This is a genomic window from Pseudomonas sp. 3-2, from assembly GCF_019710535.1.
In the GTDB taxonomy this organism is placed as follows: domain Bacteria; phylum Pseudomonadota; class Gammaproteobacteria; order Pseudomonadales; family Pseudomonadaceae; genus Aquipseudomonas; species Aquipseudomonas pharyngis.
Genome location: NZ_CP081200.1, coordinates 96,269 through 122,500 on the forward strand (window position 1 = coordinate 96,269; position 26,232 = coordinate 122,500).

Annotated in this window: 30 protein-coding genes (1 of these 30 running past the window's edge); 11 read left to right on the top strand and 19 right to left on the bottom strand. The window is 60.7% G+C overall.

Annotated features, from left to right (window positions below; all coding sequences use genetic code 11):
• Positions 1-45: 45 nt before the first annotated feature.
• Positions 46-690, top strand: coding sequence for a dual specificity protein phosphatase family protein (locus K3819_RS00455; RefSeq protein WP_221398427.1), 645 nt, complete (start codon positions 46-48; stop codon positions 688-690).
• On the opposite strand, the gene K3819_RS00460 is transcribed toward K3819_RS00455, so the two are convergent.
• The 3 genes from K3819_RS00460 to prlC all read right to left on the bottom strand — a co-directional run bounded on the left by K3819_RS00460 (position 677) and on the right by prlC (position 5,171).
• Entirely contained in the window at positions 677-2,719 is a 2,043-nt protein-coding gene (locus K3819_RS00460) for a M3 family metallopeptidase (protein ID WP_221398428.1), read from the bottom strand. The genes K3819_RS00455 and K3819_RS00460 overlap by 14 nt on opposite strands.
• A gap of 113 nt (positions 2,720-2,832) precedes the next feature.
• Positions 2,833-3,123: a YheV family putative zinc ribbon protein gene (locus K3819_RS00465; RefSeq protein ID WP_221398429.1), complete on the bottom strand. Its 291-nt coding sequence runs from the start codon at positions 3,121-3,123 to the stop codon at positions 2,833-2,835.
• Complete coding sequence (gene prlC / locus K3819_RS00470) at positions 3,120-5,171, bottom strand: oligopeptidase A (RefSeq protein ID WP_260329024.1); 2,052 nt, start codon at positions 5,169-5,171, stop codon at positions 3,120-3,122. The genes K3819_RS00465 and prlC overlap by 4 nt, the downstream gene beginning before the upstream one ends.
• 89 nt (positions 5,172-5,260) lie before the next feature.
• Here prlC and K3819_RS00475 point away from each other — a divergent pair, with 89 nt between their 5' ends.
• Together K3819_RS00475 and K3819_RS00480 are read left to right on the top strand one after the other, a co-directional pair.
• A complete protein-coding gene (locus tag K3819_RS00475; protein ID WP_064592524.1) occupies positions 5,261-5,806 on the top strand; it encodes a gamma carbonic anhydrase family protein in 546 nt (181 codons plus the stop codon).
• A gap of 28 nt (positions 5,807-5,834) precedes the next feature.
• The gene (locus K3819_RS00480) at positions 5,835-6,485 is read left to right on the top strand and encodes an HAD family hydrolase (RefSeq protein WP_085613561.1); all 651 of its coding nucleotides are present in this window, start codon (positions 5,835-5,837) and stop codon (positions 6,483-6,485) included.
• Between the two features lie 102 nt (positions 6,486-6,587).
• On the opposite strand, the gene K3819_RS00485 is transcribed toward K3819_RS00480, so the two are convergent.
• On the bottom strand, positions 6,588-7,670 hold the full coding sequence (locus tag K3819_RS00485) for an aminopeptidase (protein ID WP_221398431.1): 1,083 nt from the start codon (positions 7,668-7,670) through the stop codon (positions 6,588-6,590).
• 58 nt (positions 7,671-7,728) lie between these two features.
• On the opposite strand from K3819_RS00485, the gene K3819_RS00490 reads away from it, so the two are divergent.
• Together K3819_RS00490 and K3819_RS00495 are read left to right on the top strand one after the other, a co-directional pair.
• The gene (locus K3819_RS00490) at positions 7,729-8,151 is read left to right on the top strand and encodes a hypothetical protein (RefSeq protein ID WP_221398432.1); all 423 of its coding nucleotides are present in this window, start codon (positions 7,729-7,731) and stop codon (positions 8,149-8,151) included.
• 40 nt (positions 8,152-8,191) lie between these two features.
• Positions 8,192-8,611 (top strand): hypothetical protein, encoded by a 420-nt coding sequence (locus K3819_RS00495; protein ID WP_221398433.1) that lies wholly within the window; start codon positions 8,192-8,194, stop codon positions 8,609-8,611.
• 6 nt (positions 8,612-8,617) lie between these two features.
• On the opposite strand, the gene K3819_RS00500 is transcribed toward K3819_RS00495, so the two are convergent.
• Complete coding sequence (locus K3819_RS00500; protein ID WP_221398434.1) at positions 8,618-8,857, bottom strand: DUF1161 domain-containing protein; 240 nt, start codon at positions 8,855-8,857, stop codon at positions 8,618-8,620.
• A gap of 103 nt (positions 8,858-8,960) precedes the next feature.
• Positions 8,961-9,392 (bottom strand): OsmC family protein, encoded by a 432-nt coding sequence (locus K3819_RS00505; RefSeq protein WP_221398435.1) that lies wholly within the window; start codon positions 9,390-9,392, stop codon positions 8,961-8,963.
• A 243-nt stretch (positions 9,393-9,635) separates the two neighbouring features.
• On the opposite strand from K3819_RS00505, the gene K3819_RS00510 reads away from it, so the two are divergent.
• Positions 9,636-10,637: an LLM class flavin-dependent oxidoreductase gene (locus K3819_RS00510; protein WP_064592540.1), complete on the top strand. Its 1,002-nt coding sequence runs from the start codon at positions 9,636-9,638 to the stop codon at positions 10,635-10,637.
• A gap of 61 nt (positions 10,638-10,698) precedes the next feature.
• Here the strand turns inward: K3819_RS00510 and K3819_RS00515 are convergent, their stop codons facing one another.
• Both K3819_RS00515 and K3819_RS00520 read right to left on the bottom strand, forming a co-directional pair.
• Complete coding sequence (locus K3819_RS00515; RefSeq protein ID WP_085613556.1) at positions 10,699-10,923, bottom strand: DUF1161 domain-containing protein; 225 nt, start codon at positions 10,921-10,923, stop codon at positions 10,699-10,701.
• Between the two features lie 128 nt (positions 10,924-11,051).
• Positions 11,052-11,267 (bottom strand): dodecin, encoded by a 216-nt coding sequence (locus K3819_RS00520; RefSeq protein WP_007953919.1) that lies wholly within the window; start codon positions 11,265-11,267, stop codon positions 11,052-11,054.
• Between the two features lie 156 nt (positions 11,268-11,423).
• Between K3819_RS00520 and K3819_RS00525 the strand changes: the two genes are divergently transcribed.
• Positions 11,424-11,750, top strand: a complete 327-nt coding sequence (locus K3819_RS00525) for a YqjD family protein (RefSeq protein WP_011331820.1) — start codon at positions 11,424-11,426, stop codon at positions 11,748-11,750.
• Here the strand turns inward: K3819_RS00525 and K3819_RS00530 are convergent.
• The gene (locus K3819_RS00530; protein WP_085613555.1) at positions 11,723-12,640 is read right to left on the bottom strand and encodes a LysR family transcriptional regulator; all 918 of its coding nucleotides are present in this window, start codon (positions 12,638-12,640) and stop codon (positions 11,723-11,725) included. The two genes, K3819_RS00525 and K3819_RS00530, sit on opposite strands and share 28 nt — an antisense overlap.
• 112 nt (positions 12,641-12,752) lie before the next feature.
• Between K3819_RS00530 and trpB the strand changes: the two genes are divergently transcribed.
• From trpB to K3819_RS00545, 3 genes are all read left to right on the top strand, one after another.
• Positions 12,753-14,000, top strand: coding sequence for a tryptophan synthase subunit beta (gene trpB, locus K3819_RS00535; RefSeq protein WP_064379337.1), 1,248 nt, complete (start codon positions 12,753-12,755; stop codon positions 13,998-14,000).
• Positions 14,000-14,812 (top strand): tryptophan synthase subunit alpha, encoded by an 813-nt coding sequence (gene trpA / locus K3819_RS00540; RefSeq protein ID WP_201819613.1) that lies wholly within the window; start codon positions 14,000-14,002, stop codon positions 14,810-14,812. Before trpB ends, trpA begins: the two co-directional genes overlap by 1 nt.
• A gap of 122 nt (positions 14,813-14,934) precedes the next feature.
• On the top strand, positions 14,935-15,378 hold the full coding sequence (locus K3819_RS00545) for an anti-virulence regulator CigR family protein (RefSeq protein ID WP_221398436.1): 444 nt from the start codon (positions 14,935-14,937) through the stop codon (positions 15,376-15,378).
• 65 nt (positions 15,379-15,443) lie between these two features.
• Here K3819_RS00545 and K3819_RS00550 read toward each other — a convergent pair whose 3' ends face one another.
• The 10 genes from K3819_RS00550 to K3819_RS00595 form a co-directional block, all read right to left on the bottom strand.
• Positions 15,444-17,405, bottom strand: coding sequence for a DUF4105 domain-containing protein (locus K3819_RS00550; RefSeq protein WP_221398437.1), 1,962 nt, complete (start codon positions 17,403-17,405; stop codon positions 15,444-15,446).
• The gene (locus tag K3819_RS00555) at positions 17,402-17,722 is read right to left on the bottom strand and encodes a DUF2388 domain-containing protein (RefSeq protein WP_039764795.1); all 321 of its coding nucleotides are present in this window, start codon (positions 17,720-17,722) and stop codon (positions 17,402-17,404) included. The genes K3819_RS00550 and K3819_RS00555 overlap by 4 nt, the downstream gene beginning before the upstream one ends.
• A gap of 27 nt (positions 17,723-17,749) precedes the next feature.
• Entirely contained in the window at positions 17,750-18,058 is a 309-nt protein-coding gene (locus K3819_RS00560; protein WP_085613552.1) for a DUF2388 domain-containing protein, read from the bottom strand.
• Between the two features lie 107 nt (positions 18,059-18,165).
• Complete coding sequence (locus tag K3819_RS00565; RefSeq protein ID WP_007953908.1) at positions 18,166-18,483, bottom strand: DUF2388 domain-containing protein; 318 nt, start codon at positions 18,481-18,483, stop codon at positions 18,166-18,168.
• 329 nt (positions 18,484-18,812) lie between these two features.
• Positions 18,813-19,028 carry a DUF1127 domain-containing protein gene (locus K3819_RS00570; protein ID WP_011331828.1) on the bottom strand — a complete coding sequence of 72 codons (216 nt, stop codon included), beginning with the start codon at positions 19,026-19,028 and terminating at the stop codon, positions 18,813-18,815.
• Between the two features lie 321 nt (positions 19,029-19,349).
• Complete coding sequence (locus tag K3819_RS00575; protein WP_064592552.1) at positions 19,350-20,843, bottom strand: acetyl-CoA hydrolase/transferase family protein; 1,494 nt, start codon at positions 20,841-20,843, stop codon at positions 19,350-19,352.
• A 214-nt stretch (positions 20,844-21,057) separates the two neighbouring features.
• Positions 21,058-22,491 carry an NAD(P)(+) transhydrogenase (Re/Si-specific) subunit beta gene (locus tag K3819_RS00580; protein ID WP_085613551.1) on the bottom strand — a complete coding sequence of 478 codons (1,434 nt, stop codon included), beginning with the start codon at positions 22,489-22,491 and terminating at the stop codon, positions 21,058-21,060.
• Positions 22,491-22,811, bottom strand: a complete 321-nt coding sequence (locus tag K3819_RS00585) for an NAD(P) transhydrogenase subunit alpha (protein WP_003220416.1) — start codon at positions 22,809-22,811, stop codon at positions 22,491-22,493. The genes K3819_RS00580 and K3819_RS00585 overlap by 1 nt, the downstream gene beginning before the upstream one ends.
• 15 nt (positions 22,812-22,826) lie before the next feature.
• Positions 22,827-23,948 carry a Re/Si-specific NAD(P)(+) transhydrogenase subunit alpha gene (locus K3819_RS00590; protein ID WP_085613550.1) on the bottom strand — a complete coding sequence of 374 codons (1,122 nt, stop codon included), beginning with the start codon at positions 23,946-23,948 and terminating at the stop codon, positions 22,827-22,829.
• Between the two features lie 434 nt (positions 23,949-24,382).
• Entirely contained in the window at positions 24,383-25,282 is a 900-nt protein-coding gene (locus K3819_RS00595) for a LysR family transcriptional regulator (protein WP_221398438.1), read from the bottom strand.
• Positions 25,283-25,440: 158 nt separating this feature from the next.
• On the opposite strand from K3819_RS00595, the gene K3819_RS00600 reads away from it, so the two are divergent.
• Positions 25,441-26,232, top strand: the 5' portion of a protein-coding gene (locus tag K3819_RS00600) for an acyl-CoA dehydrogenase (protein WP_007953903.1). Its footprint extends 390 nt past the window's final position; 792 of the gene's 1,182 nt are visible here — the first part of the coding sequence; its start codon is at positions 25,441-25,443; the stop codon falls past the right edge of the window.

The window sequence follows — 26,232 nt, forward strand, 5'->3', positions numbered from 1 at the left end:
AAGCTGCGGCCTTCACTGACGAAACCCACACGGTCGCCGTAAAGCATGTTCCTGACGCGTTTTTCCTCCGCTTTCTGTTTATCGCTGCTGGCCCTGTTCAGCTGGAGTCCAGCTCAGGCTGCGCAAACCCCGGCTTCCCGTCCCGTCGAGTGGGCGCAACCGGTAGAGGTGCAATACAACCTGTTCCAGATGTCGCCCACGCTGTATCGCAGCGCGCTCCCTGATGACGGCGCGGTGCCGTTGCTGAACAACCTGAAGGTGGCCACCGTCATCAATTTTCTGCCGGAAGCGGATTCCAGCTGGCTGAAGGCCCCCGGTATCCATCAGGTGCAATTGCCCTATCGCACCAATCACGTGGACGACAGTGATGTGCTCAAGACCCTGCGTGCGATTCAAGCCGCCGAAGCCGACGGCCCGGTGTTGATGCACTGCAAGCACGGCTCCGATCGCACCGGCTTGATGGCGGCGATGTACCGAATCGTTGTGCAGGGCTGGAGCAAGGAGGATGCCCTGAACGAAATGACCCAGGGCGGCTTTGGTGAAAGTGGTCACTTCCGCGACAGCGTGCGTTACGTGATGCAGGTCGATGTCGACAAGTTGCGCACCGCGCTGGCCAATGGCGATTGCAGTACCAGCGCGTTTGCTACGTGCTCGATGAAGAGCTGGTTTCAGACGGTCAATCTGAAGTAACCCTTCCGGCCTCCTCATTAACGAGGCCGGCGACTGGCCGGCCGATGAACGCTTCAACCGCATCCAGGAGCGGACGCCCCGCACCCGGTGTAAAGAACGTTGCGCGAAACTCACGACCGGTCTGCGCGTTGAACACCCAGTCGCGGCTGAAGCGCTTGAATGCTTCCTGGGCCAGCATGTTCGACCAGACATAGGCGTAAACCGAAGCGTCGTACTGGGTCACCATGTAATCGAAACCATTGGCGAACCGGTGATCGTCCGGTAATTGCAGATGAGTCAGAGTGCGCTGCACATCGTTGCAAACCTCTTCGACCGAGCGTCCATCGCCGTGGGTCAAGTGCAGTTCGAAGTCAATCATCGCCCCCATCAGCAACAAGGCCTGTTGCCGGCTGGAATGGGCCTGACTGGCTGACAGAGCCGCGTCGACCCGTGCGGCGCTCAAGCGCTCGCCGGTCTGAAAATGGGCACCGAGCCACAGCACAAACTCGCGCGACTGACACCATTGCTCAAACAATTGCCCGGAAAACTCTGCCGCTTCATGCCCCAATTGCAGGATGCCGGACAGCGTGTAATGGGGCGAACGCGTCAACACGTGCTGGAGGCAGTGGCCAAACTCATGGAAAAGCACCCGAAGATCGTCGATTTCGAGGCGGCACGGATGGGTATCGGTGGGCAGTGTGAAATTGCTGTGGAGCAGGGCAATCGGCAACGCCGGGCGACCTTCGGCGTTGATCCGGCGATTGCGCAGTGTGGTGGTGCCGGGGAAGTCCACCGCCTTGTCGCGGTGAAACGGGTCAAGGTAGATGTAGCCGATGACCTGTTCATGCTCGCTGATTTCCAGCAGGCGCACATCGTCATGCCAATGCCCGCCGCCGGACTGCTCGACGATGCGGATCCCGAACATCCGTTCACAGAACAGAAAGAGCCTGCGCAGGGTGCCCTCGAGCGGGAAGTAATCACGCAGGTTTTCCAGTGCGCCGGGAAACTGCTGCTGGCGCCATTGTTCGGCGAGGAAGTCTTCATCCCACGGCTGGACCCGGTCGATCCCGCGTTGCCGTGCGAAGGCCGCCAGTTGTTTCGCATCCTGCGCGAGGGCAGGTGCCAGCTGCGCCGCCTGACGCTGGAGAAAGCCACTGACCCATGCGGTCGTCCCGGCGCTGTTTTTGGCCAGACTCAGTTGCGCGGCGTTTTCATGACCGAGCAAACGGGCTTTCTGCTGGCGCAAGGCGAGCAGCTTGGCCAGCACCGGGCCGTTATCGAAGCGGCCGGCCAGTGGGCCCCGATCAGAGGCACGGGTCAGGTAGGCCACATAGCATTCCTCCCGCAAGGCGCGGTTTTCGGCGTACTTGAGGATGTGCTGGCAGGTGTTCTGGTCCAGGCGGATCAGCCAGCCGTCATGCCCGGCCTGGCGTGCGGCGCGCGCCAGGCGATCCTTCATCGCCTGTGACAAGCCTGAGAGCAGTGCAATATCGTCAACACGTTTGCTCCACGCCTCGGCCCAGCGCTCGAGGTTGTCCAGAAATACGAATTCCAACCCACCGATCTCGCGGTTCAACCGCGCCAGCTCCTGCTGCTGTTCAGTGGGAAGCTCAATGCCCGACTGCTTGAATCGGCGCAGAATCCGCGCCAGTGCGATGTTGCGCGACTCATCGAAACTGCCGGCGATCGAGCTCTGCGCCAGACGCTGATAGGTCTCGTACAACCGGCGATTGCGGGCTTTTTCAGAGCGATACTGATTGATCGCCAGATGCGCCTTGGCGCTTTCCACGAGCCAGGTGGGATCGTCGGACCTGACCATCGACAACGTTTCGAGAATCGAGCGGACTTCACCGAGGCGGGCATCGGCTTCGTCGATGCTCAGCACCAGATCGTCCCAGCCGGGATGTTCGGACTGACTGGCGATCACTTGGGCGATGATGTGTCGATTGTCGGCAATGATGCGGTTGACTGCCGGCACGAGATGCTCGGCGCGAATCGCTGGCCAGGGTGGCAGCGTCCAATGTTGCAGGAGGGGATTGGTGTCGGGCATGGCAGCTTCCTTCGAGGCGTGGCGCAAAGGGGCCAGCCTACGAAGCAAGTGCGGGGGACAGGTGTTAAGCCAATACCACCTTCCACCGACGAATCGGGGAAGGTGGTCGAGGATCAGTGCTGCTCGTCAGGCTTTTTCTTCAGCTTCGGATTCGGGAAGAACTGCACCGCCTGAATTGTTTTGTCCGGGGCAGGCTTGAGCGCGCTGGTGTTGACCCGCGTGCCCAGCTCTTTCGGCACCGACAGCCCCTGGGCATTGAGCGTGTCGCTGTAACCGCACGCCACGCATTCACGGTGCGGGACATCGTCCTCGCTCCACATCATCAATTTGTCCGGCTCGCTGCACGCCGGGCAGACCGCCCCGGCGATAAAGCGTTTTTTGGTCTTCACGGGTGCCTCACTCATGCTGCCGCGTCCTCACTCAGGCCGCTGTGGCGCAAGAGTGCGTCAATCGACGGCTCACGGCCACGGAAGTCGACGAACAGCACCATCGGCGCCTGCGAACCACCGCGGGCGAGGATCGCTTCGCGGAAGGCGCGACCGGTGTCGGCATTCAGCACGCCGTCTTCTTCGAATTTGGAGAAGGCATCCGCCGACAGCACTTCCGCCCACTTGTAGCTGTAGTAACCCGCCGCGTAACCGCCGGCGAAGATGTGCGCAAAGCTGTTCGGGAAGCGGTTGTAGGCCGGAGGACGCATCACCGAGACTTCGTTGCGCACGCCTTCGAGCACCTGCGCGACGCTGCGGCCGTCACCGTGGGTGGCGTGCAGTTCGAAGTCGAACAGCGAGAACTCCAGCTGACGCACCATCATCAGGCCGGACTGGAAGTTCTTTGCCGCGAGCATTTTTTCCAGCAGATCCTGCGGCAGCGGCTCGCCGGTTTCGTAGTGGCCGGAGATCAGTGCGAGGCCTTCCGGCTCCCAGCACCAGTTCTCCATGAACTGGCTTGGCAGCTCGACGGCGTCCCACGCCACGCCGTTGATGCCGGACACGCCGGCATGCTCGACGCGGGTCAGCAGGTGATGCAGGCCGTGGCCGAATTCGTGGAACAGGGTAGTCACTTCATCGTGGGTCAGCAGCGCAGGTTTGCCGCTGTCGGCCGGGGTGAAGTTGCACACCAGGTTGGCTACCGGGCTTTGCAGCACCCCGCCGACGGTGCGGCGACGGTCGCGGGCGCCGTCCATCCACGCGCCGCCACGCTTGTTCGCGCGGGCATAGAGGTCGAAGAAGAAGCGGCCGACGTGCTGGCCGTTTTCCTTGATTTCGAACAGGCGTACATCCGGGTGCCAGGTGTCGAAGCTTTTCAGTTCGGCGATCTCGATGCCATACAGACGCTGAACAATAGCGAACAGGCCGCCCAGCACTTTGTCGATCGGGAAGTAGGCGCGCAGGGTTTCCTGAGCCACGCTGTAACGTTGTTCACGGAGTTTTTCACCGTAGAAACCGCTGTCCCAGCTTTGCAGATCGGCGCAGCCCTGCTCGGCGGCGTAAGCCTTGAGCTGTTGCAGATCCTGGGCGGCAAACGGTTTGCTGCGCTTGGCCAGATCGCGCAGGAAGCTCAGCACCTGATCGCTGGACTCGGCCATTTTGGTGGCCAGGCTCAGCTCGGAGAAGCTGGAAAAGCCGAGCAGTTTTGCCAGCTCCTGACGCAGGTCGAGGATTTCGCACATCACCGGGCCGTTGTCGTTCTGGCCGGCATTCGGGCCTTGATCCGACGCACGGGTGCAGTAGGCGGCGTAGACTTCTTCACGCAGCGCACGGTCCTGGGCGTAGGTCATCACCGCGTAGTAACTCGGGAATTCCAGGGTGATCAGCCAGCCGTCGAGGCCTTTGGCCTGGGCGGCAGCAGCCATTTGCGCCTTGGCCGAATCGGTCAGGCCGGCGAGGGCGGCTTCGTCGGTCAGGTGCTTGGTCCAGGCCTGGGTGGCGTCGAGCAACTGGTTGGAGAAGCGGCTGCCCAGCTCGGACAGCTTGCTCTGCACTTCGGCGTAGCGTTTCTGTTCGGCTTCCGGCAGGTCGATACCCGACAGGCGGAAATCGCGCAGGGCATGTTCCAGAATGGTTTTCTGCGCCACGTCGAAACCGGCGGCTTCCGGGCTGTTGGCCAGGGCTTCATAAGCCTGGAACAGCTCGCGGTTCTGACCCATCTCGGTGGAATAGGCGCTCAATGCCGGCAGGCACGACTCGTAGGCTTCACGCAGGTCGGCGCTGTTGCACACGGCATTGAGGTGGCTGACCGGGCTCCACGCGGCGCCCAGGCGATCATTGAGTTCGTCCATCGCCAGCACCAGCCCGGCCCAGGTCGGGTTCTGGCCCTGGGTCTTGAGGATTTCGGCGATGGCGGCGCGGTTGTCGGCCAGGATGGTTTCGATGGCCGGCTGCACGTGTTCGGCACGGATCGCGGAGAACGGCGGCAGGTCGTAGGACTGCAGAAGAGGGTTGTTCACGCTCACGGTTGGCACCTTGGCTGGAAGAAACATGCGCCCATCTTAATTACAATCGACACCCACCGCAGCTATCGGCGACAGAGAGAGAACTAATCGTGTCCCTTCGCAAGTACCAGAATCAAACCCCACGCTTGAGCAAAGGCGCTTTTGTCGACGGCTCGGCGGTGGTGATCGGCGACGTCGAAATCGGCGAAGACAGCTCCGTGTGGCCGCTGACCGTGATCCGCGGCGACATGCACCGCATCCGCATCGGTGCGCGCACCAGCGTGCAGGACGGCTGCGTGTTGCACATCACCCACGCCGGCCCGTTCAACCCGGACGGCTTCCCGCTGCTGATCGGCGATGACGTGACCATCGCCCACAAGGTCATGTTGCACGGCTGCACCGTTGGCAGCCGCGTGCTGATCGGCATGGGCAGCATCGTGATGGACGGCGCGGTGGTCGAGGACGACGTGATCATCGGCGCCGGCAGCCTGGTGCCGCCGGGCAAGCGCCTGGAAAGCGGATTTCTGTACGTGGGCAGTCCGGTGAAACAGGTTCGTCCGCTGACCGACAAGGAAAACGCCTTTTTCACCTACAGCGCGGCGAACTACGTGAAGCTCAAGGACCTGCATCTGGCTGAAGGCTACGACCAGCTCTGACTTTTCTCTCTACCGCCCGGGATTTTTCATGCATTACCAGACCGTACTGTTCGACCTCGATGGCACCCTCACCGATCCGCGTGAGGGCATCACCCGTTCCATCCAGTTCGCCTTGAGCAAACTCGGCATCGATGAGCCGGACCTGACCAAGCTGGAACACTTCATCGGCCCGCCGCTGTTGCAGGCATTCATGCAGTTTTATGGTTTTGATGAAGCCAAGGCGTGGGAGGCGGTGAATTTCTACCGCGAGCGCTTCAAGGTCACCGGCCTCTACGAGAATCGGGTGTTCGAAGGCGTCTCGCCGTTGCTGGAAACCCTGAACGGCCAAGGCCGGCAGCTGTATATCGCGACGTCGAAGCCATGGGTGTTCGCCCGGGAAATCGCCCGGCACTTTGATTTCGCCAGACACTTCAAGGTGATTTACGGCAGCGAACTGGATGGCACTCGCACCAACAAGGTCGAGCTGATTGCACACCTGATCGCCGAGGAAGGGCTGGACCCGGCCAGCACGCTGATGATCGGTGACCGCAAGCACGACCTGATCGGTGCTCGCAGCAACGGTCTGGATGCGGCGGCTGTTGGTTATGGGTTTGGCAGCCATGAAGAGCTGAGTGCCGAAGCGCCGGCGTATCACTTCGAGACTTTGGATCAGTTGCATCAGGCATTTTTGCAGCGCTGATCAGATAGCCTTCGCGAGCAAGCCCGCTCTCACATTGGTTTTGTGTTGAGCACAGACTTAATGTGGGAGCGGGCTTGCTCGCGAACAGGACCTTTCAGCCACTCAGACTTTCGAATCTACCAACGCTTTCAGCGCCGCTTTGCGCTCAGTCGCCGGCAACTCACCCAACCTCTCCACCTGCGCATAAAACCTAAGCCAATCTCCATCGACCTGCCTGAACAACGCCGCAAACGCCGGCACCCACTGGTCATAAAGCCCGAACGGCAGCAGCCGCGCGTTGTTCAACGGCGCATTGACCCAGGCGTCATAGCGTTTGTCGCCGGCCCACTGGCTATCGCGCATTGTTCGGTAGTCGTGTCGAAACCGTTCGAATTCCGCGGCCTTGCGCTCGCGCATCTGCGCTGTCGCCAATGGTTGTGCATAGAGTTTTTCGAGGCGTGAACGGGTGTCGAGGATCAGCTGAATGAACTGATCCCGCTGCTTGAGCTTCGAGTCGTTTTCCGGGGGTAAGCCCCGAAACGCTCGCCACTGCCGCGTACCTTCCTGCTCGACGAAGGTCGCGAAGGACTCGTTGAACTCGGTGTCGTCCTTCACATAGAAACGCTGGTGAGCCAGTTCATGGAAGATCAGCGTTGCCAGACGCTCGTCGCCCCAGCCCATCATCGAATTGAGGATCGGGTCATTGAACCAGCCCAGGGTCGAATAGGCCTCGACGCCGCCGATCGACACGTCCATGCCTTGCAGGCGCTGAATCGCGGCTTCGCCCCGCGCCGCACTCTGGCTGTAAAAGCCGCGATAGGCCACACAACCGGCAATCGGGAAGCAATGGTTCTGCGGGCTCAGGGAAAACTCCGGGGTGGCGAACACATTCCACACGACAAACGGCCGACCGATGTCGGCGTAGAGGCGATAGCTTTGGTTGTCCGGCAGGTGCAGATGTTTGCTGGCGAAGGCCCGGGCTTTCTGGGACTGGGCCAGGTGCGTGCGCAGTTTGGCATCGCGAGCCGGGTCGGCGATCACCTTGGCCACCGGCTCCCGCGCCCGCAAAAGCTGCAGCTGACCGCTGGCCAGCTGGCCGTAATAGCTCAGGCTTGAGCAACCGTTGAGCAACAAAATCATCACACCCGGAAACAAAATCCGCAAAACGCGATCAAGTAACCCATGGCTTGGAAGCGGCCTGATCAAAATAAGAAATCCCCCCGGAAAGTCTGCCCAAGACTATCCCGCCCATTGGAGCTCCGCTATGCGCATGTTGATACTGACAGGAAGCTTGCTGACGCTGGCCGGTTGTGCCGGATTCGGAATGCCGACCCCTGACCCCTCGCAAGCCTGGATCGATCTGGATGCCCGGCAACAGGACACGGCGCTGCAGGCGCTGGAAGTCGACGACAAGGCTGCCGTCGATCATCGTTACTTCGAAGTGCAGCCCGGCAGCCATGAGCTGAGGGTGCGTTATCAATTTCCGGTCGAGGCGACCAACATCGGCCCGGATGCCGAGCCGCTGTGGCGCGATTGTCAGTTGAACGTGAAATTCAAGGATTTCAACGCTGGCCAGCGTTATCAGTTGCAGGCGGGAAGCATCGGTTTCCGCCCGTGGGCCAAACTCTACGATCAACAACGCAACGTGGTGGGCCAGGGCACGCCGGCGGGCTGCCAGCGAACCTGATCGGCGTTATGCTGGATGTCCGAACTCACGGACATCCATCATGCGCACGTTGATGCTGTTGCTCGCCGCCAGCCTGCTCGCCGGTTGCCAGACACCGTTGCCCCCTGTCGATCCGAACATGGCCTGGGTCGAGTTCTCGACGCCGTCCCCGGGCGGTAAGTTGCTGATGGCCGAGCGTCTCGACAACCAGCGACTGACTGATGGGCGTTTCTTTCAGGTTACGCCCGGCAGCCATGAGTTGCGGGTGCGTTTCGACTTTGAAGTGTTCGGCGGAGGCGGCAGCCTGATGACCGGCCCCGTGGAGCGCCTGTGCTACCTGACCATCCGCTACGATCATTTCGAAGCAGGGCAGCGTTACAGGCTGGAAGGCCGCTCTCTGGCCTTCACCCCGAGTGCCCGCCTGTACAACGACAGGCGGGAAATCGTCGCCGAGGATCGCGAAGTCAACTGCATCATCTGAGGCGTATCAGCGGTCGTTCTTCTGATAGATGATCTTTTTTGTGCCGTTGTCGCAGGTGCCGACGATCATGGCGATGTCGTGTTTTTCCGCCTCCTCTTTGGACACTATCTCCAGAGTGTAGGAGGGCACGGCGTTCGCCTGAATCTTGATTTCGATCTCTTGCTTGAGTTCTTCGCAGTCTTTGGGCGCTGCGAAGGCTGACGTTGCCAGCACGCCACAGATAACCGCCAAGGCAAAACGTTTCATGGTTGAAGCTCCATCGAAGCAGCGCGCACGAAGATGCGCGAAAGCTGCTGTCATTTATTCGACCACACTTTTGCCTGGCGGGTTCTGATCCGGCTCAAGGCAGTCAGTTGACCAGCGATGCGTCGAGACTGATCTTCGCATTCAGCACCTTCGACACCGGGCAACCTTCCTTGGCCTTGTTGCTCAGCTCTTCGAACTGCGCCTGGGTCGCTCCCGGAATTTTTGCCTTGAGGACCAGTTTCACTGCGGTGATCGCAAAGCCGCCGTCGACCTGATCCAGCGTGACCTCAGCCTGGGTGTCGATGCTGTCGGCCTTGAGCCCGGCGTCGCCGAGAATCATCGAGAACGCCATGGAGAAACAGCCCGCATGGGCGGCGCCGATCAGTTCTTCCGGATTGGTGCCCTTGCCGCCTTCGAAGCGGGCCTTGAAGCCGTAGGGCGCTTCACGCAGGACGCCGGTTTCGGTGGAAATCGAGCCGATGCCGGTTTTCAGGTCACCTTCCCAATGCGCGGATGCCTTCTTCACGATAGCCATGTGTGCCTCCTTCAATTCGGGCGCGAAACGCCGCGCCGTCGTGGTTTTTGCCTGCAAGGCTTCTGAGGATAGACGCCGGAACAAAGTTCAGCCCAAGTGAATCGTTGACTTTTTTAGTAGGAAATTTCGGATCAGCTATTGAAACTCGGGTATATGCCCTCATTGCACAGAACACGCTTATGAATTGGGCAGGTTTGCGTTCGCCAAGAACACACCTGCGCCCTCAATCGGAGATGCAGGTTTATGAAGCAACTGTCCGACGTAAAATTTTCCACCCTCGATCTGGTGCCGGTGCGCGAGAACGGCAGCCCGGCCCAGTCGCTGCGCAACTCGCTGGACCTGGCTCAGCATGTCGAGAAATTCGGCTACACGCGGTTCTGGGTCGCCGAGCACCACAACATGGATGGCATCGCCAGTTCCGCCACCTCGGTGTTGCTGGGTTATCTGGCCGGCGGCACGTCGACCATCCGCGTCGGCTCTGGCGGCGTGATGCTGCCCAACCACGCACCACTGGTGATCGCCGAGCAGTTCGGCACCCTCGAAAGCCTGTATCCGGGACGTATCGACCTCGGCCTGGGCCGTGCGCCGGGTTCCGATCAGATGACCGCCCGGGCCTTGCGTCGTGAGCGTTCCGGCAGTGCTGATGATTTCCCCGAAGACGTGGCTGAGCTAGCGCGCTTTCTAGGTCCGCGCACGCCGGATCAGCGGGTGATCGCGATGCCGGGAACCGGCACCAACGTGCCGATCTGGCTGCTCGGCTCGAGTCTGTTCAGTGCGCAACTGGCCGGTGAGCGCGGTTTGCCCTACGCTTTCGCCTCGCATTTCGCACCGCGTTTCATGCACGAGGCGATTCGCGTCTACCGCAATCACTTCAAGCCATCGGCGGTGCTCGACAAGCCGTACGTAATGCTCGGTGTGCCGTTGGTGGCAGCCGACACCGATGAACAGGCCGACTACCTGGCGACCTCGGTGTACCAACGAATCCTCGCGCTGATGCGTGGGCAAAGTCTGGTGCAGCGCCCACCGGTGAAAACCATGGACGGCCTGTGGCTGCCCCACGAGCGTGAGGCCGTGGGTGATTTCCTTGGTCTGGCGATGGTCGGCAGTCCGCAGAAAATCCGCGCGAAACTCGAAGTGCTGATCGAACAGACCCAGGCTGATGAGCTGATCTTCACCTGCGACCTTTACGAACATGCCGATCGCCTGCATTCCTACGAGTTGCTGGCGCAGGTCATGAGGGGCTGAGCCCGATAGCCGCGCACAAAAAAGCCGACGCATAGCGTCGGCTTTTGTTTCTCCGGCGTGATCAGCCGCGGGTGTAGACGATCTCTTTGTCGCCGCCTTCACAGGTGCCGACGACTTTGCCGCCACTGGCCGCACCCTTGTCGACAATCTCCAGCGAATACCCGGAAACGCCCTTGGCATCCAGCTTGGCCGCGATTTCGGCCTTCAGTTCTTCACAGGGCTTGCCGGCAGCAAACGCACCACCCGCAAGGCTCAACAAACCTACTGCCAATATCAACTTCTTCATCGGTCGCACTCCCTGGTCGGATTAATTAAGGCGGGCATCGAGCCGTTCGCTCGATGCACTCACCTCGTAGCGCATTGCCATTCCTATGGCACTCGGCCAGCGCGCAAGTTCAGAAGCGTAGACCAAACTCAGCTGCTGGCTATCCGGAACCCGACTTTCAGGGTCACTTGAAAGTGGGCAGCCTTGCCGTCCTTGATGTGGCCGCGGGTTTCGGTCACTTCAAACCATTCCAGATGCTTGATGCTCTTGTTGGCCTCGGCCAACGCATTGTTGATGGCGTCTTCGATGCTGCTGGTGGACGAACCGACCAGCTCGACTTTCTTGTAGGTGTGATGGTCACTCATGGTGTTCTCCTTGAAGTGTGCAATTGAGCCTAGCAGCGATTTGCCGTGTTGATTTCGGCGACTTGGGGGAATGGAAGTTCAGATTTTCTGCACTTTCCAGAAACGCTGAAGTCCCAACCAACACACGCCACTCATCAACAATGCAGGAGAGCCACCATGGCCAACACCTCGTTACGCAAAGCCTCGTTGCAAAGCATGGAAGCGGAGATCGAGAGTCTGCTCAAGTCGTTGGAAAGCCTGAAGGACGACGCTTCTGACGAGTCGCGCAAGACCCTCAAGGCGCTCAAGAGCAACGCTGAAAGCGCGCTGAAACACTCGCGCAGCCTGCTCAGCGATGCCTACGAAGAAGTCAAAGTCAAAACCCGCGAGACCGGGATTGCCACCCGCGATTACGCGCAGGAACACCCGTGGACGACTGCCGGTGTGGCGGTCGGTGCGCTGGGTCTGCTGGCCGCTTACTTGCTGTTCAAGCGCGGCGAGTGATCCGCCTGGCGCAGTTCGTTCCTGAGCCACTGCGCCAATTGCCGGGCGCGCCCGTCCGCGGCGCGCTTGGGTAGCCACAACGCCAGTTGCGCCGGGGTTTCGCTGAAACCCCACGGCGCGACCAGGCGCCCGGCCTTTAAATCTTCGGTCACCAGCGGTTCCGGCGCGATCGCCACGCCCAGCCCGGCGACGGCCGCTTCCAGCAAGTAATACAAATGCTCGAAACCTTGCCCCATCTTCAACGCCTTGGCGTTGAGGCCGCTTTGCTGCGCCCAGCTCGGCCAGGCTTGCGGGCGTGAAGTCGTGTGCAGCAAGGGTTCATCGAGCAGGGCAATGGGCGGTGCCGATTGCAGGCGCTGGTAGCCGCTGAACAGCGGGCTCATGACCGGGCCGATGCGCTCGCTGGCCAGCTCATAGACTTGCATGTCTGCCGGCCATGGCGGTTCGGCGAACAGCAGCAATGCATCCAGCCCCGGGCGACGCGGGTCGAGATCGCCTTCACCGGCGGACAGGTGCAGGCGCAAATCCGGCAGATCGGCATTCAGCCTTCCCAGTCGCGGAATGAACCAGCGCGCCAGCAAGCTACCGGAGCAACCGAGCACGAACGGCGCATCGGCGGTGCTTTGGGTCAGTTCGGCGCAGACGCTGCGCAAGCGGTCGAACGCCTCGCCGCTGGCATCGCGCAGGCGGATGCCGGCATCTGTGAGTTTCAGGCCACGACCGTCCTTGACGAAAAGACTGATACCGAGATGCTCTTCCAGCACCTTGAGCTGGCGGCTGACCGCACCGTGAGTCACGTGCAGTTGCTCCGCAGCCTGGCTGACGCTGTTCAGGCGGGCGGTGGCTTCGAAGGCGCGCAGGGCGTTCAGCGGGGGAAGGTCATGGCTCATGATATCTGTGAGTTTTCCTGACAGGTTGTGGCGATCTTATCGGTTTTCAGTCTGGAAGGTCAGGGGTAGAGTGAACGCCAGTGTCTTCTCGTGAAATCCGCTGGAGCGAACCATGACCCAGACTTCGAACACCTCCGATCTGCGTAACGGCCCTGACGCCAACGGCCTGTTTGGCTCGTTCGGCGGCCGTTATGTCGCGGAAACCCTGATGCCGTTGATCCTCGATCTGGCCCGCGAATACGAGGCGGCCAAGGAAGATCCGGCGTTCAAAGAGGAATTGGCCTACTTCCAGCGTGACTACGTCGGACGTCCGAGCCCGCTGTATTTCGCCGAGCGCCTGACCGAGTTCTGCGGTGGCGCCAAGATCTACCTCAAGCGCGAAGAGCTGAACCACACCGGCGCGCACAAGATCAACAACTGTATCGGCCAGATCCTGCTGGCGCGGCGCATGGGCAAGAAACGCATCATCGCCGAGACCGGAGCCGGCATGCACGGCGTAGCCACCGCCACCGTGGCTGCGCGTTTCGGTCTGGATTGCGTGATCTACATGGGCACCACCGACATCGAGCGCCAGCAGGCCAACGTGTTCCGCATGAAGCTGCTGGGCGCCGAGGTGATCCCGGTGGTCGCCGGCACCGGCACCCTGAAAGACGCAATGAACGAAGCGCTGCGTGACTGGGTGACCAACGTCGACAGCACCTTCTACCTGATCGGCACCGTGGCCGGTCCGCACCCTTATCCAGCCATGGTTCGCGACTTCCAGGCCGTAATCGGCAAGGAAACCCGCGATCAGCTGCAAGCCCAGGAAGGCCGCCTGCCGGACAGCCTGGTGGCGTGCATCGGTGGCGGTTCCAACGCCATGGGCCTGTTCCACCCGTTCCTCGACGACAAGAGCGTCGAGATCATCGGCGTCGAAGCCGCCGGTTACGGCATCGAGACCGGCAAACACGCGGCCAGCCTCAACGGCGGTGTACCGGGTGTGCTGCACGGCAACCGCACCTTCCTGCTGCAGGACGACGATGGCCAGATCATCGACGCCCACTCGATTTCCGCCGGCCTCGACTATCCGGGCATCGGCCCTGAGCACGCGTGGTTGCATGACATCGGCCGCGTCCAGTACACCTCGGTGACCGACGACGAAGCCCTCGCTGCGTTCCACCAATGCTGCCGTCTGGAAGGGATCATCCCGGCACTGGAAAGCGCCCACGCCCTGGCCGAAGTCTTCAAACGCGCACCGAAACTGCCGAAGGATCACCTGATGGTGGTCAACCTGTCCGGCCGCGGCGACAAAGACATGCAGACCGTCATGCACCACATGGAACACTCTCAACAAGAGCAATCGAAGCAGGAGAAACACTGATGAGCCGCCTGCAAACCCGCTTTGCCGAACTCAAGGAACAGAACCGCGCTGCCCTCGTGACCTTCGTCACCGCTGGCGACCCGGACTACGACACCTCGCTGGCGATCCTCAAAGGCCTGCCGAAAGCCGGTGCCGATGTGATCGAACTGGGCATGCCGTTCACCGACCCGATGGCCGACGGCCCGGCGATTCAGCTGGCGAACATCCGCGCCTTGGGCGCCAAGCAGAACCTGACGAAAACCCTGCAAATGGTTCGCGAGTTCCGCCAGGACAACAGCGACACCCCGCTGGTGCTGATGGGTTACTTCAACCCGATCCACAAGTTCGGCGTCGAGCGTTTCATCGCCGAAGCCAAAGAGGCCGGCGTTGATGGCCTGATCGTGGTCGACATGCCGCCGGAGCATAACTCGGAGCTGTGCGACCCGGCCCAGGCGGCGGGCATCGACTTCATTCGTCTGACCACCCCGACCACCGATGACGCGCGTCTGCCGAAAGTGTTGAATGGCAGCTCAGGCTTCGTTTACTACGTGTCGGTCGCCGGTGTGACCGGTGCCGGTGCGGCGACTCTGGAACACGTCGAGGAAGCGGTGGCGCGTCTGCGTCGTCATACCGATCTGCCGATCAGCATCGGTTTCGGTATCCGCACGCCGGAGCAGGCCGCGTCCATTGCGCGTCTGGCCGATGGTGTGGTGGTGGGTTCGGCGCTGATCGATCACATTGCCAACGCGACCACGCCGGACCAGGCCATCGACGGCGTGCTGAGCCTGTGCTCGGCGCTGTCCGAAGGCGTGCGTAAGGCTCGCGTCAGCTGAAGGTAAAGTTCCTGATACAGAGGAATTAGGGCCTCGCGGCACAGACTAATTGAGCAAGACCGAGGGGTTCAGAGCCACGTTCTGAACCCCTTTTTGCTGTCAGTGCAGTGAGGAAAGACCCGATGAAAATGCCGAAACGTCTGATTGCCAGTCTGGGCGTGCTGATGATCAGCGCGACGCCGCTGCTGGCCAGCGCCGATCCGCGCGACGATCACGACCACGGCGGCCCGCAGCAGGGCCACTACGACAATCGCGGTGGTGATCACCATGATTGGCAAAACAACCATCGCGGCGGCCCGCCGCCTCGGGATTTCGGCCCGGTGCGTCAGGTGATCCGTGACAATCATGGCTATTTCGTGCGCGGTGCGCCGCCCCCTCCAGGCATCCATCTGGTCCGTGGCCGCCCGCTGCCCCATGGCTATTACGGCGAGCGCCTGGATAACCGGGCCTTGAGTCGTTTGCCGTATTACCCGGGTTATGAATGGCGTCGTGCCGGCGGTGACATCGTGCTGATCGCGGTGGGCACTGGGATCGTTTACGAAGTGTTGGATGGCGTTCTGTACTGATCGTCAGGCAATAAAAAAGACCGCAGCCTTTACGGGCTGGGGTCTTTTGTTTTCAGGGCTGTTGTTCAGGGCAACTCCAATCCGCCCGAGGCTTTGTGCAGTTTGCGCAGATGTTCGCCGATCTGCTTTACGTTGGCCTCGCTGGCCGCAATCTCGGCTGCTCGTTTGGGCTCCAGCAGCGCGCGCACTTCCTTATCCAGATCGCCGGTCAGTGCCAGCAACTGTTTCTGGCGCTGGCTGCTTTCGGCTTCCAGGCGGCTGAACTCGCTCGGTTGCGGCAGGCCATAACCCCGGGAATCGAGCAGTTCCGCCGGTCGGCTGAGGAAGCCGCTGTTGGCGAGAATTTGCTGCAACGTCGCGTTGGCCTTGTCCATGCCACCGTTCTCCAGCTCCCGGGCGCCGAGGTAGCGTTGCTTGACCTCATCCTGAGCCAGCAGCAGTTGGCGGCGGAAACTGGCCTGTTCCAGCAATAGCAGCGCGGCACTGGTGCGCAGGTCGGCCCGTTCGAACCAGGGGCGACGCTCTTCGGCGGACAGCGAAAGCCATTCTTCAACGGTTGTCTGCTTGATCGGCAATTGCTTCTTCAAAACGTCGAACATCGCCTGATAACGATCACGGAACGAGTCGAAGCGATAACCCAGGCGCAACGCCTCTTTCGGATCATCGAGCACGCTGGTGTCGGCCAGGCCGCGCCCCTTCAGCACTTCCAGCAAGCCGTTGGGCATGATGCTGTCGAGGCCGGTGAGCCGGGCATTGTTGCTGCCGCTGCGCAGCAGCTTCAGGCCTTCGACCGCACAGTTGTTGGAGAGGAAGAAGTAATTGCCGTCGTAGCTCCAGTGCATTTCGGCGGCGTGTTCGACAACGCCCTCGATTTCGCTGCGCGAGAGATTCAGCGGCACCGAAGCGAGGCTGCGCAGTTCGGTCTTGGTGTATTCGTCGATCACCTGCGCCAGCGGCAGCACGAACAGGCGCGAAGGGTACTTGCCGACCAGCCCGTCCCAGCTCGACAGCTGCACGTCGCCGACGAAAGCGCGGTACGACAACACCAGATGCTGATCCAGATCCAGTCGGCAGTCCGGCCCGCGTGGCCGGCCCGGTGCGCAGATCACCAGACGCAACATGCTGTGGCCCCAACGGCTGACCCAGTTCTGGTTGGCTTCGGCCAACAGGTAATCCACCGCGTACACCCGCTCCGGATCGACCTGGCCCAGAGGCTGTTTGGCAAAGTCGTTGCCGGCATTGAGGAAAGCGAAGGTTTTGGCGCATTCATCCTTTGCTGGCGGTGCCCAGCCGAAGTGTTCCTGGTAATAGCGATACAGCGCCGGGCGCCGGCAGGCGTAGCTCGGGTCGAGGAGAAAGTACTCCATGTTGACCGCGACAAACTCCTTCGGGCTGGAGATTTCGTAGAGGTCGGGGCTGCGGGCAATCTGCCGGTTGTGCTGTTCCCGCTCTCCTCGTCGCCCGACGTATTGCTGCCAGCCAGCGAGGTCTAGCAGGCGTGGATCATCGCTGAGGGTGAAGCGCCGACCGTTCTGGCCTCGGCATTCATCGGGAATGCCGATCAGCCCGGCGCTGTTGTGGCGCCGGGTGCAGCGCTGGATCAGCGTGCGTTCGGCCGCCGGCCACAAGCGCGCGCGATCGTAAATGTGGGTGATTTCGTGCAGCACCGTGGCCAGCAGTTCTCGGCGAACGGTGCCGTGGGGGCGATTGGTTTTTTCCTTCGCCGCACTGCCGTCGGTGAGGCTGGCGAGCAGTTTGCGGTTCAGGTCCAGCTCGGAGACGAGGGTCGCCTGACCGTAGGCGTTGCCGGGCATGTCGTCGGTCCAGCCGACATCGATGCGCCGGTCCAGGCGTTCGATGAAGCTCGGCGGCAACGCCTGCATGGCTTCATCGAGCAGCGCCTGGCTGGCCTGTTGTTGGGCGGGGCTCAAGCCATCGGTCTTGAGCCGCAATTGCAGGCCGGCGTGGGCGCTGTTGCCAAACAGCAACAACGCCCCGGCCAGCAGCCAGGCGCCGAGTGACCTCACAGTGCGAGGATGGCTTCGGCGAGTACCTGATCACTGGCGTCGCGGGCTTCCGGCACGCGGGTGCGCAAGGTCTTGAAGGCCGCTTCCAGGTTTGCACCACGGATATCACCGTCGCTGGCAACGAAACTGGCAGCGTCGTCATGGGCTTCGCGGATGATTTTCGAATCGCGAATCGACGTGGTGGTGTCGGAGGTGAAATCGATGGTGCGCTGGGAGGCGCGGACGATGATGTTACTGGTGGCTACCAGGGTGTGCGCCTGGGCCATATCGGCCAACAACAGCAGGCCAAGGGCGGCAGCAATCAGCGGGCTACGCATGGAACGACTCCGAAAGGACAGGGATGACTATTGGACGAGAATTGCCTGTGCCAGTTCAAGGTCGCTGACATGAAGTTTTGGCCGGCTCTTGCGCAAGTAATGCAGCGCAGATTCGAGCTGTGCGCCGCGCATCTGGCCGTCACTGGCAACGAACGCTGCGGCATCGTCGTGCGCGGCGATGATCAGTTTACGGTCGAACGGTGCGGACGAAACCATGCCCGTAGCCCAGACGCTGACCACGGTGTTCTGTGTGGACACATCGAAGGCGTCTGCCAGAGGAACCCAGCAGGCGGTGAGCAGTACAGAAGGAATAAGCAGATTTGAAAGAAAACGCATGGGACTCGGCAACTGTTGGCGAGTCCCAAGGCTAGCGCAATGCCCGGACTAGAGCCAGCGCCGAAACATCGGGACACGACCGGCGTGTCCCGCGATGCCCCTGTCGCTTAGATCGTCAGAATGGCCTGGGCCAGCTGTGCGTCGGTCGCGTTCAGTTGCGGAGCCTGATGACGAATGTGATCCAGTGCGCTCTCCAGTTTCACGCCACGGATTTCACCTTCGCTGGCCACGAAGCTGGCAGCGTCGTCACGGGCAGCGAGCACGATCTTGTCGTCACGGAAGGACGAAGTAACGTCGGAGGTGGCATCTGAAGAAGACTTGAGCGCGCCAACCACGGCGTCGGTGGTCACGATGAAGCTGGTTGCGCTGGCGTTGGCAGCGACGGCCAGCAGGGCGGCGGCGCTAAGAAGACGAAGACGGGACATGGGGGAACTCCTGTGGATAAACCGTATTGAGAAGTGGCTTGTCTGAAGGTCAGACGCCAGTTGCACAGCATTCGCCACGTTCTGAATGGAGCTTAGGCTTCCGTTGCAACTTCGCACAGTGGTCAGGATGCTGGCCTGAACCGATTTCTCGTAACTGTACCTGTCTTGCATTTAATTATGAGAACTGTACCTGTCCGATGATCAAGGGTGGCTACTCGGTTTTCTCAGGCCACAAACGACAAGACCCGTCGCGGTTTCCCGCGACGGGTCTTGTTTATTCAATTCGGGTTGCTGGCGGTGGGTCTAGCGACCAGAGCCAGCGACGCTGATTAGCGCCAGAACGGCTTGCTCAGCTCTTCGTAGCGTTGTGCTTCGCTGATACCGGCATCGGCCAGCAGACGCGAGTCCAGACGAGCCAGTTGGTGGCGGCTGGAAATGCGGCGCTGCCACAACATCAGGTTGGCGATAACGCGCAGAGGCAGGGAAGCCTGGGTTTTTACAGCTTTGTCTTCGAAGAACAGTTCGGAACTGAGTGTACGTTCCATGGTTGACATCCTTCCGCTTGTGGCGGGATTAGGTAGTGGTTTAACTGGTGCCCATGATCCTCTCGTTTGGCCAGACTCTCTAGATACAGTTCACCTGTATTGTGAGTGACCAGTTAACTGTTTATAGGGGGTGTACGGGTCAAAATTGCGCAAACTGTACCTGTCTGCGCTTATTTGGTGCATTTTGACCGGTTTCGATGATGTGAGTAGGTAAAAGCCGTAGGAAATGACCGGTACAGCAGTACAGTTTTTGACGATTGCAGTGGGTTTCAAAATCCCGCTGGCGAAACTGTGTTTGCGCCAGCGGAAAATCTGTGCGGATTACACCGCCAGCATGCGTCCGGTTTCTTCCAGATTGATGTGCCAGCTCAGGGCGTCACGCAGAATGTGCGGGGTGTGGCCGCCGATCGCGCAGGCTTTGTCGAAGTAGTCGTTCAGCGCCTGGCGGAAGTCCGGGTGCACACAGTTGTCGATGATCACCCGGGCGCGTTCCCGTGGCGCCAGGCCGCGCAGGTCGGCCAGGCCCACCTCGGTCACCAGGATGTCGACGTCATGCTCGGTATGGTCGACGTGGCTGACCATCGGCACCACGCTGGAAATCGCGCCGCCCTTGGCGATCGACTTGGTCACGAACACCGCCAGGTGTGCGTTGCGAGCGAAGTCGCCCGAGCCACCGATGCCGTTCATCATCCGCGTGCCGCAGACGTGGGTCGAGTTGACGTTGCCATAGATGTCGAACTCAAGGGCCGTGTTGATGCCGATGATGCCCAGACGCCGCACCACTTCCGGGTGGTTGGAGATCTCTTGCGGGCGCAGTACCAGTTTGTCCTTGTACTTCTCCAGGTTGCCGAACACGTCGCTGTTGCGCCGCTCAGACAGGGTGATCGAACTGCCCGAAGCAAAGCTCAGCTTACCGGCGTCGATCAGGTCGAAGGTCGAGTCCTGCAGCACTTCGGAATACATGGTCAGGTCTTCGAACGGCGAATCGATCAGCCCGCACATCACCGCGTTGGCAATGTTGCCGATCCCGGCCTGCAGCGGGCCGAGCTTGTTGGTCATGCGCCCGGCATCGACTTCCTGCTTGAGAAAGGTGATCAAGTGATCGGCGATGGCTTTGGTGTCGACATCCGGTGAGGACACGGTGGACGGCGAGTCCGACTGCTGGGTGATGACGATGGCGACGATCTTCTCTGGCGGGATCGGGATCGCGGTGCTGCCGATGCGGTCGTCAACCTTTACCAGCGGGATCGGCGTGCGGGTCGGGCGATAGGTCGGGATATAGATGTCGTGCAGACCTTCGAGGTTGGCGTTGTGCGCCAGGTTGATCTCGACGATCACGTGTTTGGCGAAGATCGCGAAGCTCGCCGAGTTACCCACCGAAGTGGTCGGCACGATGTGGCCCTGTTCGGTGATGGCCACGGCTTCGATGACGGCGATGTCCGGCAGCTTCAGTTGCTGGTTGCGTAATTGCTCGACGGTTTCCGACAGGTGCTGGTCGATGAACATCACTTCGCCGGCGTTGATTGCCTTGCGCAAGGTGCTGTCGACCTGAAACGGCATGCGCCGGGACAGCACGCCAGCCTCGGTCAGTTGCTTGTCGAGGTCGTTGCCCAGACTGGCGCCGGTCATCAGGCTGATCTTCAGCGGCGTGACCTTGGCTCGCTCGGCCAGCGCATGGGGCACGGCCTTGGCTTCGCCGGCGCGGGTGAAGCCGCTCATGCCGACGGTCATGCCGTCCTCAATCAGCGCAGCGGCGTCGGCGGCGCTCATCACTTTATCCAACAACGAAGGCAGGCGAATACGGTCACGGTACATGGATTATTTTCTCGGGCAGCGAGTAGCAGGATGCGCAGTCTAGTGAATTTCGCGAGCGCCTGTCCCGCTACCAAGGTCGCAAACGAGGCGTCTATTTAGCGGGTTTCAAGTAAAACACCGTTACTGGATCTGCAACAACGTGGCAAATTGTCCGACGGTTTGCGCAAACAAAAACGCCCCGACAAGTCGGGGCGTCCGGTAAGCAGAGAGCGAGTTACTCGACCGCTTTGACCATGTCTTCGATGACTTTTTTCGCGTCGCCGAACACCATCATGGTCTTGTCCAGGTAGAACAGTTCGTTGTCCAGACCGGCATAGCCGCTGGCCATCGAGCGCTTGTTGACGATGATGGTCTTGGCCTTGAACGCTTCGAGGATCGGCATGCCGGCAATCGGCGATTTCGGATCGTTCTTGGCGGCCGGGTTCACCACGTCGTTGGCGCCGAGCACCAGCACCACGTCGGCCTGACCGAACTCGGAGTTGATGTCTTCCATCTCGAACACCTGGTCGTACGGCACTTCGGCCTCGGCCAGCAGTACGTTCATGTGGCCAGGCATCCGACCGGCCACCGGGTGGATCGCGTATTTCACGGTCACGCCATGGTGGGTCAGCTTCTCTGTCAGCTCTTTCAATGCGTGCTGTGCACGGGCCACCGCCAGGCCGTAACCCGGAACGATGATCACGGTGTCGGCGTTGGTCAGCAGGAACGTCGCGTCGTCAGCCGAACCGGATTTCACCGGACGGGCTTCCTTCTCACCGGCAGGACCGGCGTCTGCTGTATTGCCGAAACCGCCGAGCAATACATTAAAGAAGGAACGGTTCATCGCCTTGCACATGATGTACGAGAGGATCGCACCGCTCGAACCCACCAGCGAGCCGGCAATGATCAGCATCGAGTTGTTCAGCGAGAAGCCGATACCCGCCGCTGCCCAGCCGGAATAGCTGTTGAGCATCGACACCACCACCGGCATGTCGGCGCCGCCGATCGGGATGATGATCAGCACGCCCATGACGAACGCCAGAGCCAGCATCAGGGCGAACGCGGCGAGGTTGCCGGTCAACATGAAGGTAACACCGAGGATCAGCGTCGCCAGCCCCAGTACCGCGTTCAGCTTGTGCTGACCGCTGAACTGTACCGGTGCACCCTGGAACAGACGGAACTTGTATTTGCCCGACAGCTTGCCGAAGGCGATCACCGAACCGGAGAAGGTGATTGCACCGATGGCTGCGCCGAGGAACAGCTCCAGACGGTTACCCGCCGGGATCGAGTCACCCAGTTGCTTGACGATGCCCAGCGACTGCGGCTCGACCACCGCCGCAATGGCGATGAACACCGCTGCCAGACCGATCATGCTGTGCATGAACGCAACCAGTTCCGGCATCTTGGTCATTTCAACGCGCTTGGCCATGATCGAACCGGCGGTGCCGCCGATCAGCAGGCCGACGATCACGTAACCGATGCCTGCGGTCGCCAGCTCAGCGCCCAGCTTATAGATGAGGCCGACCGTGGTGATGATTGCCAGCGCCATGCCGAGCATGCCGAACAGGTTGCCGCGGCGCGACGTGGTCGGGTGCGACAAACCCTTGAGGGCCTGGATGAAGCAGATCGACGCGATCAGGTAGAGCGTCGTGACGAGGTTCATGCTCATTACTTAGGCGCCTCTTCTTTTGCTTTCGGGGCTTTCTTCTTGAACATCTCAAGCATGCGGCGGGTGACCAGGAAGCCACCGAACACGTTGACCGCGGCCAGTGCCACGGCGAGAGTGCCCATGGTCTTGCCCAGCGGGGTGACGGTCAGGGCTGCAGCGAGCATGGCGCCGACGATCACGATCGCCGAAATGGCGTTGGTCACTGCCATCAAAGGCGTGTGCAGCGCGGGTGTTACGTTCCAGACCACGTGGTAACCGACATAAATCGCCAGCACGAAGATGATCAGGTTGTAGATACCGGGGGAGATAAGCTCTTCCATCGTCTGAATCCCTGCTTAGGCGTTTTTGCGGATGACTTGGCCGTCGCGGCACATCAGGCACGCAGCGACGATGTCGTCTTCGAGGTTAACTTCGAACTGGCCTTCTTTGGTGAAGACCAGCTTCAGGAAGTCCAGCAGGTTGCGTGCGTACAGCGCCGAGGCGTCTGCGGCGACTTCACCGGCGAGGTTGGTCGGGCCGACGATGGTCACGCCGTTCTCGATCACGACCTGATCGGCCACGGTCAGCGGGCAGTTGCCACCCTGGGCTGCCGCGAGGTCGATGACCACCGAGCCGGGTTTCATCTGCGCGACGGTGTCCGCACTCAGCAGCGTCGGTGCCTTGCGGCCCGGGATCAGTGCGGTGGTGATGACAATGTCAGCCTGCTTGGCGCGCTCGTGCACGGCCTGGGCCTGACGCTGCATCCAGCTCGCCGGCATCGGGCGTGCGTAGCCGCCGACGCCGACCGCGCATTCGCGTTCTTCATCGGTCTCGTAAGGCACGTCGACGAACTTGGCGCCGAGGGATTCGATCTGTTCCTTCACGGCCGGACGTACGTCGGACGCTTCGATGACGGCACCCAGACGTTTCGCCGTGGCAATCGCCTGCAACCCGGCCACACCGGCCCCCAGAATCAGCACGCGCGCCGCTTTCACGGTGCCCGCAGCGGTCATCAGCATCGGCATGAAGCGCGGATAGTAGTGAGCAGCCAGCAGCACGGCTTTATAGCCGGCAATGTTCGCCTGGGACGACAACACGTCGAGGCTCTGGGCCCGGGAGGTACGTGGCGCCGCTTCCAGGGAGAACGCGGTAATCCCGCACTCGGCCATCTTCGCGATGGTGTCGTTGTTGAACGGGTTGAGCATGCCCACCAGCACCGTTCCGCGCTTGATCAGCGTCAGTTCGGCATCGCTTGGCGCGACCACTTTGAGAATCAGCTCGGCGCCAAACGCGTCATTGGCACTGCCAATGGTTGCGCCTGCCGCTTCATAGGCACTGTCGACAACGCTGGCTTTAACGCCGGCGCCGGTTTGCACAGTGACCTTATGACCTTGGCTGATCAGCTTTTTAATGGTTTCCGGGGTTGCAGCAACCCGTGTTTCACCGGTCTGGGTTTCGAGAGGAACACCAATGTGCACGTCAAATCTCCTGCGTGATCTTATTGAGTAAACCCATGCACTACGGATGGTGCGACTGGGGCGGCCGATCAGCACGATCCCGCCAAATCTGGGCGGGGCGCGGCATTTTGCAGGCGAAGTTTATGCCCTTCAAGGGATTATGACGGGTGACGGAAAATTAACTACAAGTCATCCCGTGACCGAATGTCGCAGATGGCCAGTTGAATCCCTTGCAGGCCGTACCTTTCAAGGAGTCTGGATGAATTTGAAGAATTTTCTCATCGGTGACGTGAATAGGCCGCAATGCGTCGCGAATGAGGGCGCAAAGCCACGTCGTCAGGCGCTTGTGGGACGTCTGTACGACTTTCGGATACAGTCTGTCTATTTGCGACAAATAGTTATATCTGTAGGGCTTTCATTTTCCTGACTACGGGGTTAGTAATCGATGGAGCCCTTTAGTTTTCTAGGTTGTAACTGTGTGCCTGGTTCACCAGCCAGTCGCGAAATGCCTTGAGTGACGCCGATTCGACCTTTCGCTCCGGAATCATCAGGTAATACGCCTTGATGCTGGAGAGTGCGTTCGGGTTGGCAATCACCAGGCGTTTTTCGGCCAGTTCGCGCTGAATCAGGAACGGTGGGATTAGCGCGATGCCCATGTCGTGCATGGCCGCCTGAGCCAGCATGGAGAATAGTTCGTAGCGCGGACCTGTCATGTCGCGTGGGATGTTCAGGTGTTGCGAGTTGAACCATTGCCGCCAGGCGTACGGGCGGGTGGTTTGCTGGAGCAGCGGCAGATCGGCGATTTCCTCGGGTGTCAGATGCGTCTTGTTGCCGAGCAGGGCGGGACTGCACACCGGCATCGGATTCTCGCCCATTAGCCTGTGGGATTCGGTACCCGACCAGTCGGCATCGCCAAAGTAGATGGCGGCATCGAAGTCAGTGTCGGCAAACAGGAACGGGCGCGTGCGGTTGGTCAGGTTGACTGTCACTTCCGGGTGCTTGAGCTGGAAGTCCTTCAGTCTTGGCAACAGCCATTGCGTGCCGAAGGTGGGCACCACGGCGAGCTCGATCACATTGGTGCCTTGCTGACCCATCACCGACAGGGTGTCGCGTTCTACGGCATCGAGTTGGGTCGCTACTCGACGGCTGTAGGAAAGCCCCGCTTCCGTCAGCTTCACTCCGCGACGCGAGCGCCGGAAAAGTTCGACGCTGAGGAAATCTTCCAGGCTGGCGATCTGTCGGCAAATGGCGCCCTGGGTGAGGGAAAGTTCTTCGGCGGCCTTGGTAAAGCTCTCGTGACGGGCAGCGGCCTCGAAGCTGATCAGGGCGGTGGTGCTGGGGATCTTGCGGCGCATGTACGTCAACCTCACTAATACATCGCTCAATCGGCATTTCGCGACGTTTCGGAGTGAGAAATTAGCACAACAGGATGCGAAATCCTCGTTTGCCGGGACAGCGAAGCGGGCCTAGGATCAATGCCACGTTAATTCACCCGATTTGCGAGGACTCACTCATGGGCGGTAAAGCTAGCTTCAACTGGATCGATCCCCTGCTGCTGGATCAACAGCTGACTGAAGAAGAACGCATGATCCGCGACACTGCCGAGCAATTCGCCCAGCAGAGCCTCGCTCCACGTGTTCTTGAAGCCTTCCGCCATGAGAAGACCGATCCGGCGATCTTCCGTGAAATGGGTGAGGTCGGCCTGTTGGGCGCGACCATCCCCGAGCAGTACGGTGGCAGCGGCCTCAACTACGTCAGCTATGGCCTGATTGCCCGTGAAGTCGAGCGTGTCGACTCCGGCTACCGTTCGATGATGAGTGTGCAGTCTTCGCTGGTGATGGTGCCGATCAACGAGTTCGGCACCGAAGCACAGAAGCAGAAGTACTTGCCGAAACTGGCTTCCGGCGAGTGGATCGGTTGCTTCGGTCTGACCGAGCCTAATCACGGTTCCGACCCGGGCGCGATGATTACGCGTGCACGCAAAGTCGACGGCGGCTACAGCCTGACTGGTGCCAAGATGTGGATCACCAACAGCCCGATCGCCGATGTGTTCGTGGTCTGGGCCAAGGACGATGCTGGCGATATTCGCGGTTTCGTTCTGGAGAAGGGCTGGAAAGGCCTGAGCGCTCCGGCGATTCACGGCAAGGTTGGCCTGCGGGCTTCGATCACCGGCGAAATCGTCATGGACAACGTGTTCGTGCCGGAAGAGAACATCTTCCCGGATGTACGTGGTCTTAAAGGTCCGTTCACCTGCCTCAACTCCGCACGTTATGGCATTTCCTGGGGGGCGCTGGGCGCGGCCGAG

Coding starts and splice junctions, on each gene's coding strand:
- K3819_RS00455 (WP_221398427.1), top strand. CDS start 46: ATGTTCCTGACGCGTTTTTCCTCCGCTTTCTGTTTATCGCTGCTGGCC.
- K3819_RS00460 (WP_221398428.1), bottom strand. CDS start 2,719: ATGCCCGACACCAATCCCCTCCTGCAACATTGGACGCTGCCACCCTGG.
- K3819_RS00465 (WP_221398429.1), bottom strand. CDS start 3,123: ATGAGTGAGGCACCCGTGAAGACCAAAAAACGCTTTATCGCCGGGGCG.
- K3819_RS00480 (WP_085613561.1), top strand. CDS start 5,835: ATGCATTACCAGACCGTACTGTTCGACCTCGATGGCACCCTCACCGAT.
- K3819_RS00490 (WP_221398432.1), top strand. CDS start 7,729: ATGCGCATGTTGATACTGACAGGAAGCTTGCTGACGCTGGCCGGTTGT.
- K3819_RS00495 (WP_221398433.1), top strand. CDS start 8,192: ATGCGCACGTTGATGCTGTTGCTCGCCGCCAGCCTGCTCGCCGGTTGC.
- K3819_RS00500 (WP_221398434.1), bottom strand. CDS start 8,857: ATGAAACGTTTTGCCTTGGCGGTTATCTGTGGCGTGCTGGCAACGTCA.
- K3819_RS00505 (WP_221398435.1), bottom strand. CDS start 9,392: ATGGCTATCGTGAAGAAGGCATCCGCGCATTGGGAAGGTGACCTGAAA.
- K3819_RS00510 (WP_064592540.1), top strand. CDS start 9,636: ATGAAGCAACTGTCCGACGTAAAATTTTCCACCCTCGATCTGGTGCCG.
- K3819_RS00515 (WP_085613556.1), bottom strand. CDS start 10,923: ATGAAGAAGTTGATATTGGCAGTAGGTTTGTTGAGCCTTGCGGGTGGT.
- K3819_RS00520 (WP_007953919.1), bottom strand. CDS start 11,267: ATGAGTGACCATCACACCTACAAGAAAGTCGAGCTGGTCGGTTCGTCC.
- K3819_RS00525 (WP_011331820.1), top strand. CDS start 11,424: ATGGCCAACACCTCGTTACGCAAAGCCTCGTTGCAAAGCATGGAAGCG.
- K3819_RS00530 (WP_085613555.1), bottom strand. CDS start 12,640: ATGAGCCATGACCTTCCCCCGCTGAACGCCCTGCGCGCCTTCGAAGCC.
- trpB (WP_064379337.1), top strand. CDS start 12,753: ATGACCCAGACTTCGAACACCTCCGATCTGCGTAACGGCCCTGACGCC.
- trpA (WP_201819613.1), top strand. CDS start 14,000: ATGAGCCGCCTGCAAACCCGCTTTGCCGAACTCAAGGAACAGAACCGC.
- K3819_RS00545 (WP_221398436.1), top strand. CDS start 14,935: ATGAAAATGCCGAAACGTCTGATTGCCAGTCTGGGCGTGCTGATGATC.
- K3819_RS00555 (WP_039764795.1), bottom strand. CDS start 17,722: ATGCGTAGCCCGCTGATTGCTGCCGCCCTTGGCCTGCTGTTGTTGGCC.
- K3819_RS00560 (WP_085613552.1), bottom strand. CDS start 18,058: ATGCGTTTTCTTTCAAATCTGCTTATTCCTTCTGTACTGCTCACCGCC.
- K3819_RS00565 (WP_007953908.1), bottom strand. CDS start 18,483: ATGTCCCGTCTTCGTCTTCTTAGCGCCGCCGCCCTGCTGGCCGTCGCT.
- K3819_RS00570 (WP_011331828.1), bottom strand. CDS start 19,028: ATGGAACGTACACTCAGTTCCGAACTGTTCTTCGAAGACAAAGCTGTA.
- K3819_RS00575 (WP_064592552.1), bottom strand. CDS start 20,843: ATGTACCGTGACCGTATTCGCCTGCCTTCGTTGTTGGATAAAGTGATG.
- K3819_RS00580 (WP_085613551.1), bottom strand. CDS start 22,491: ATGAGCATGAACCTCGTCACGACGCTCTACCTGATCGCGTCGATCTGC.
- K3819_RS00585 (WP_003220416.1), bottom strand. CDS start 22,811: ATGGAAGAGCTTATCTCCCCCGGTATCTACAACCTGATCATCTTCGTG.
- K3819_RS00595 (WP_221398438.1), bottom strand. CDS start 25,282: ATGCGCCGCAAGATCCCCAGCACCACCGCCCTGATCAGCTTCGAGGCC.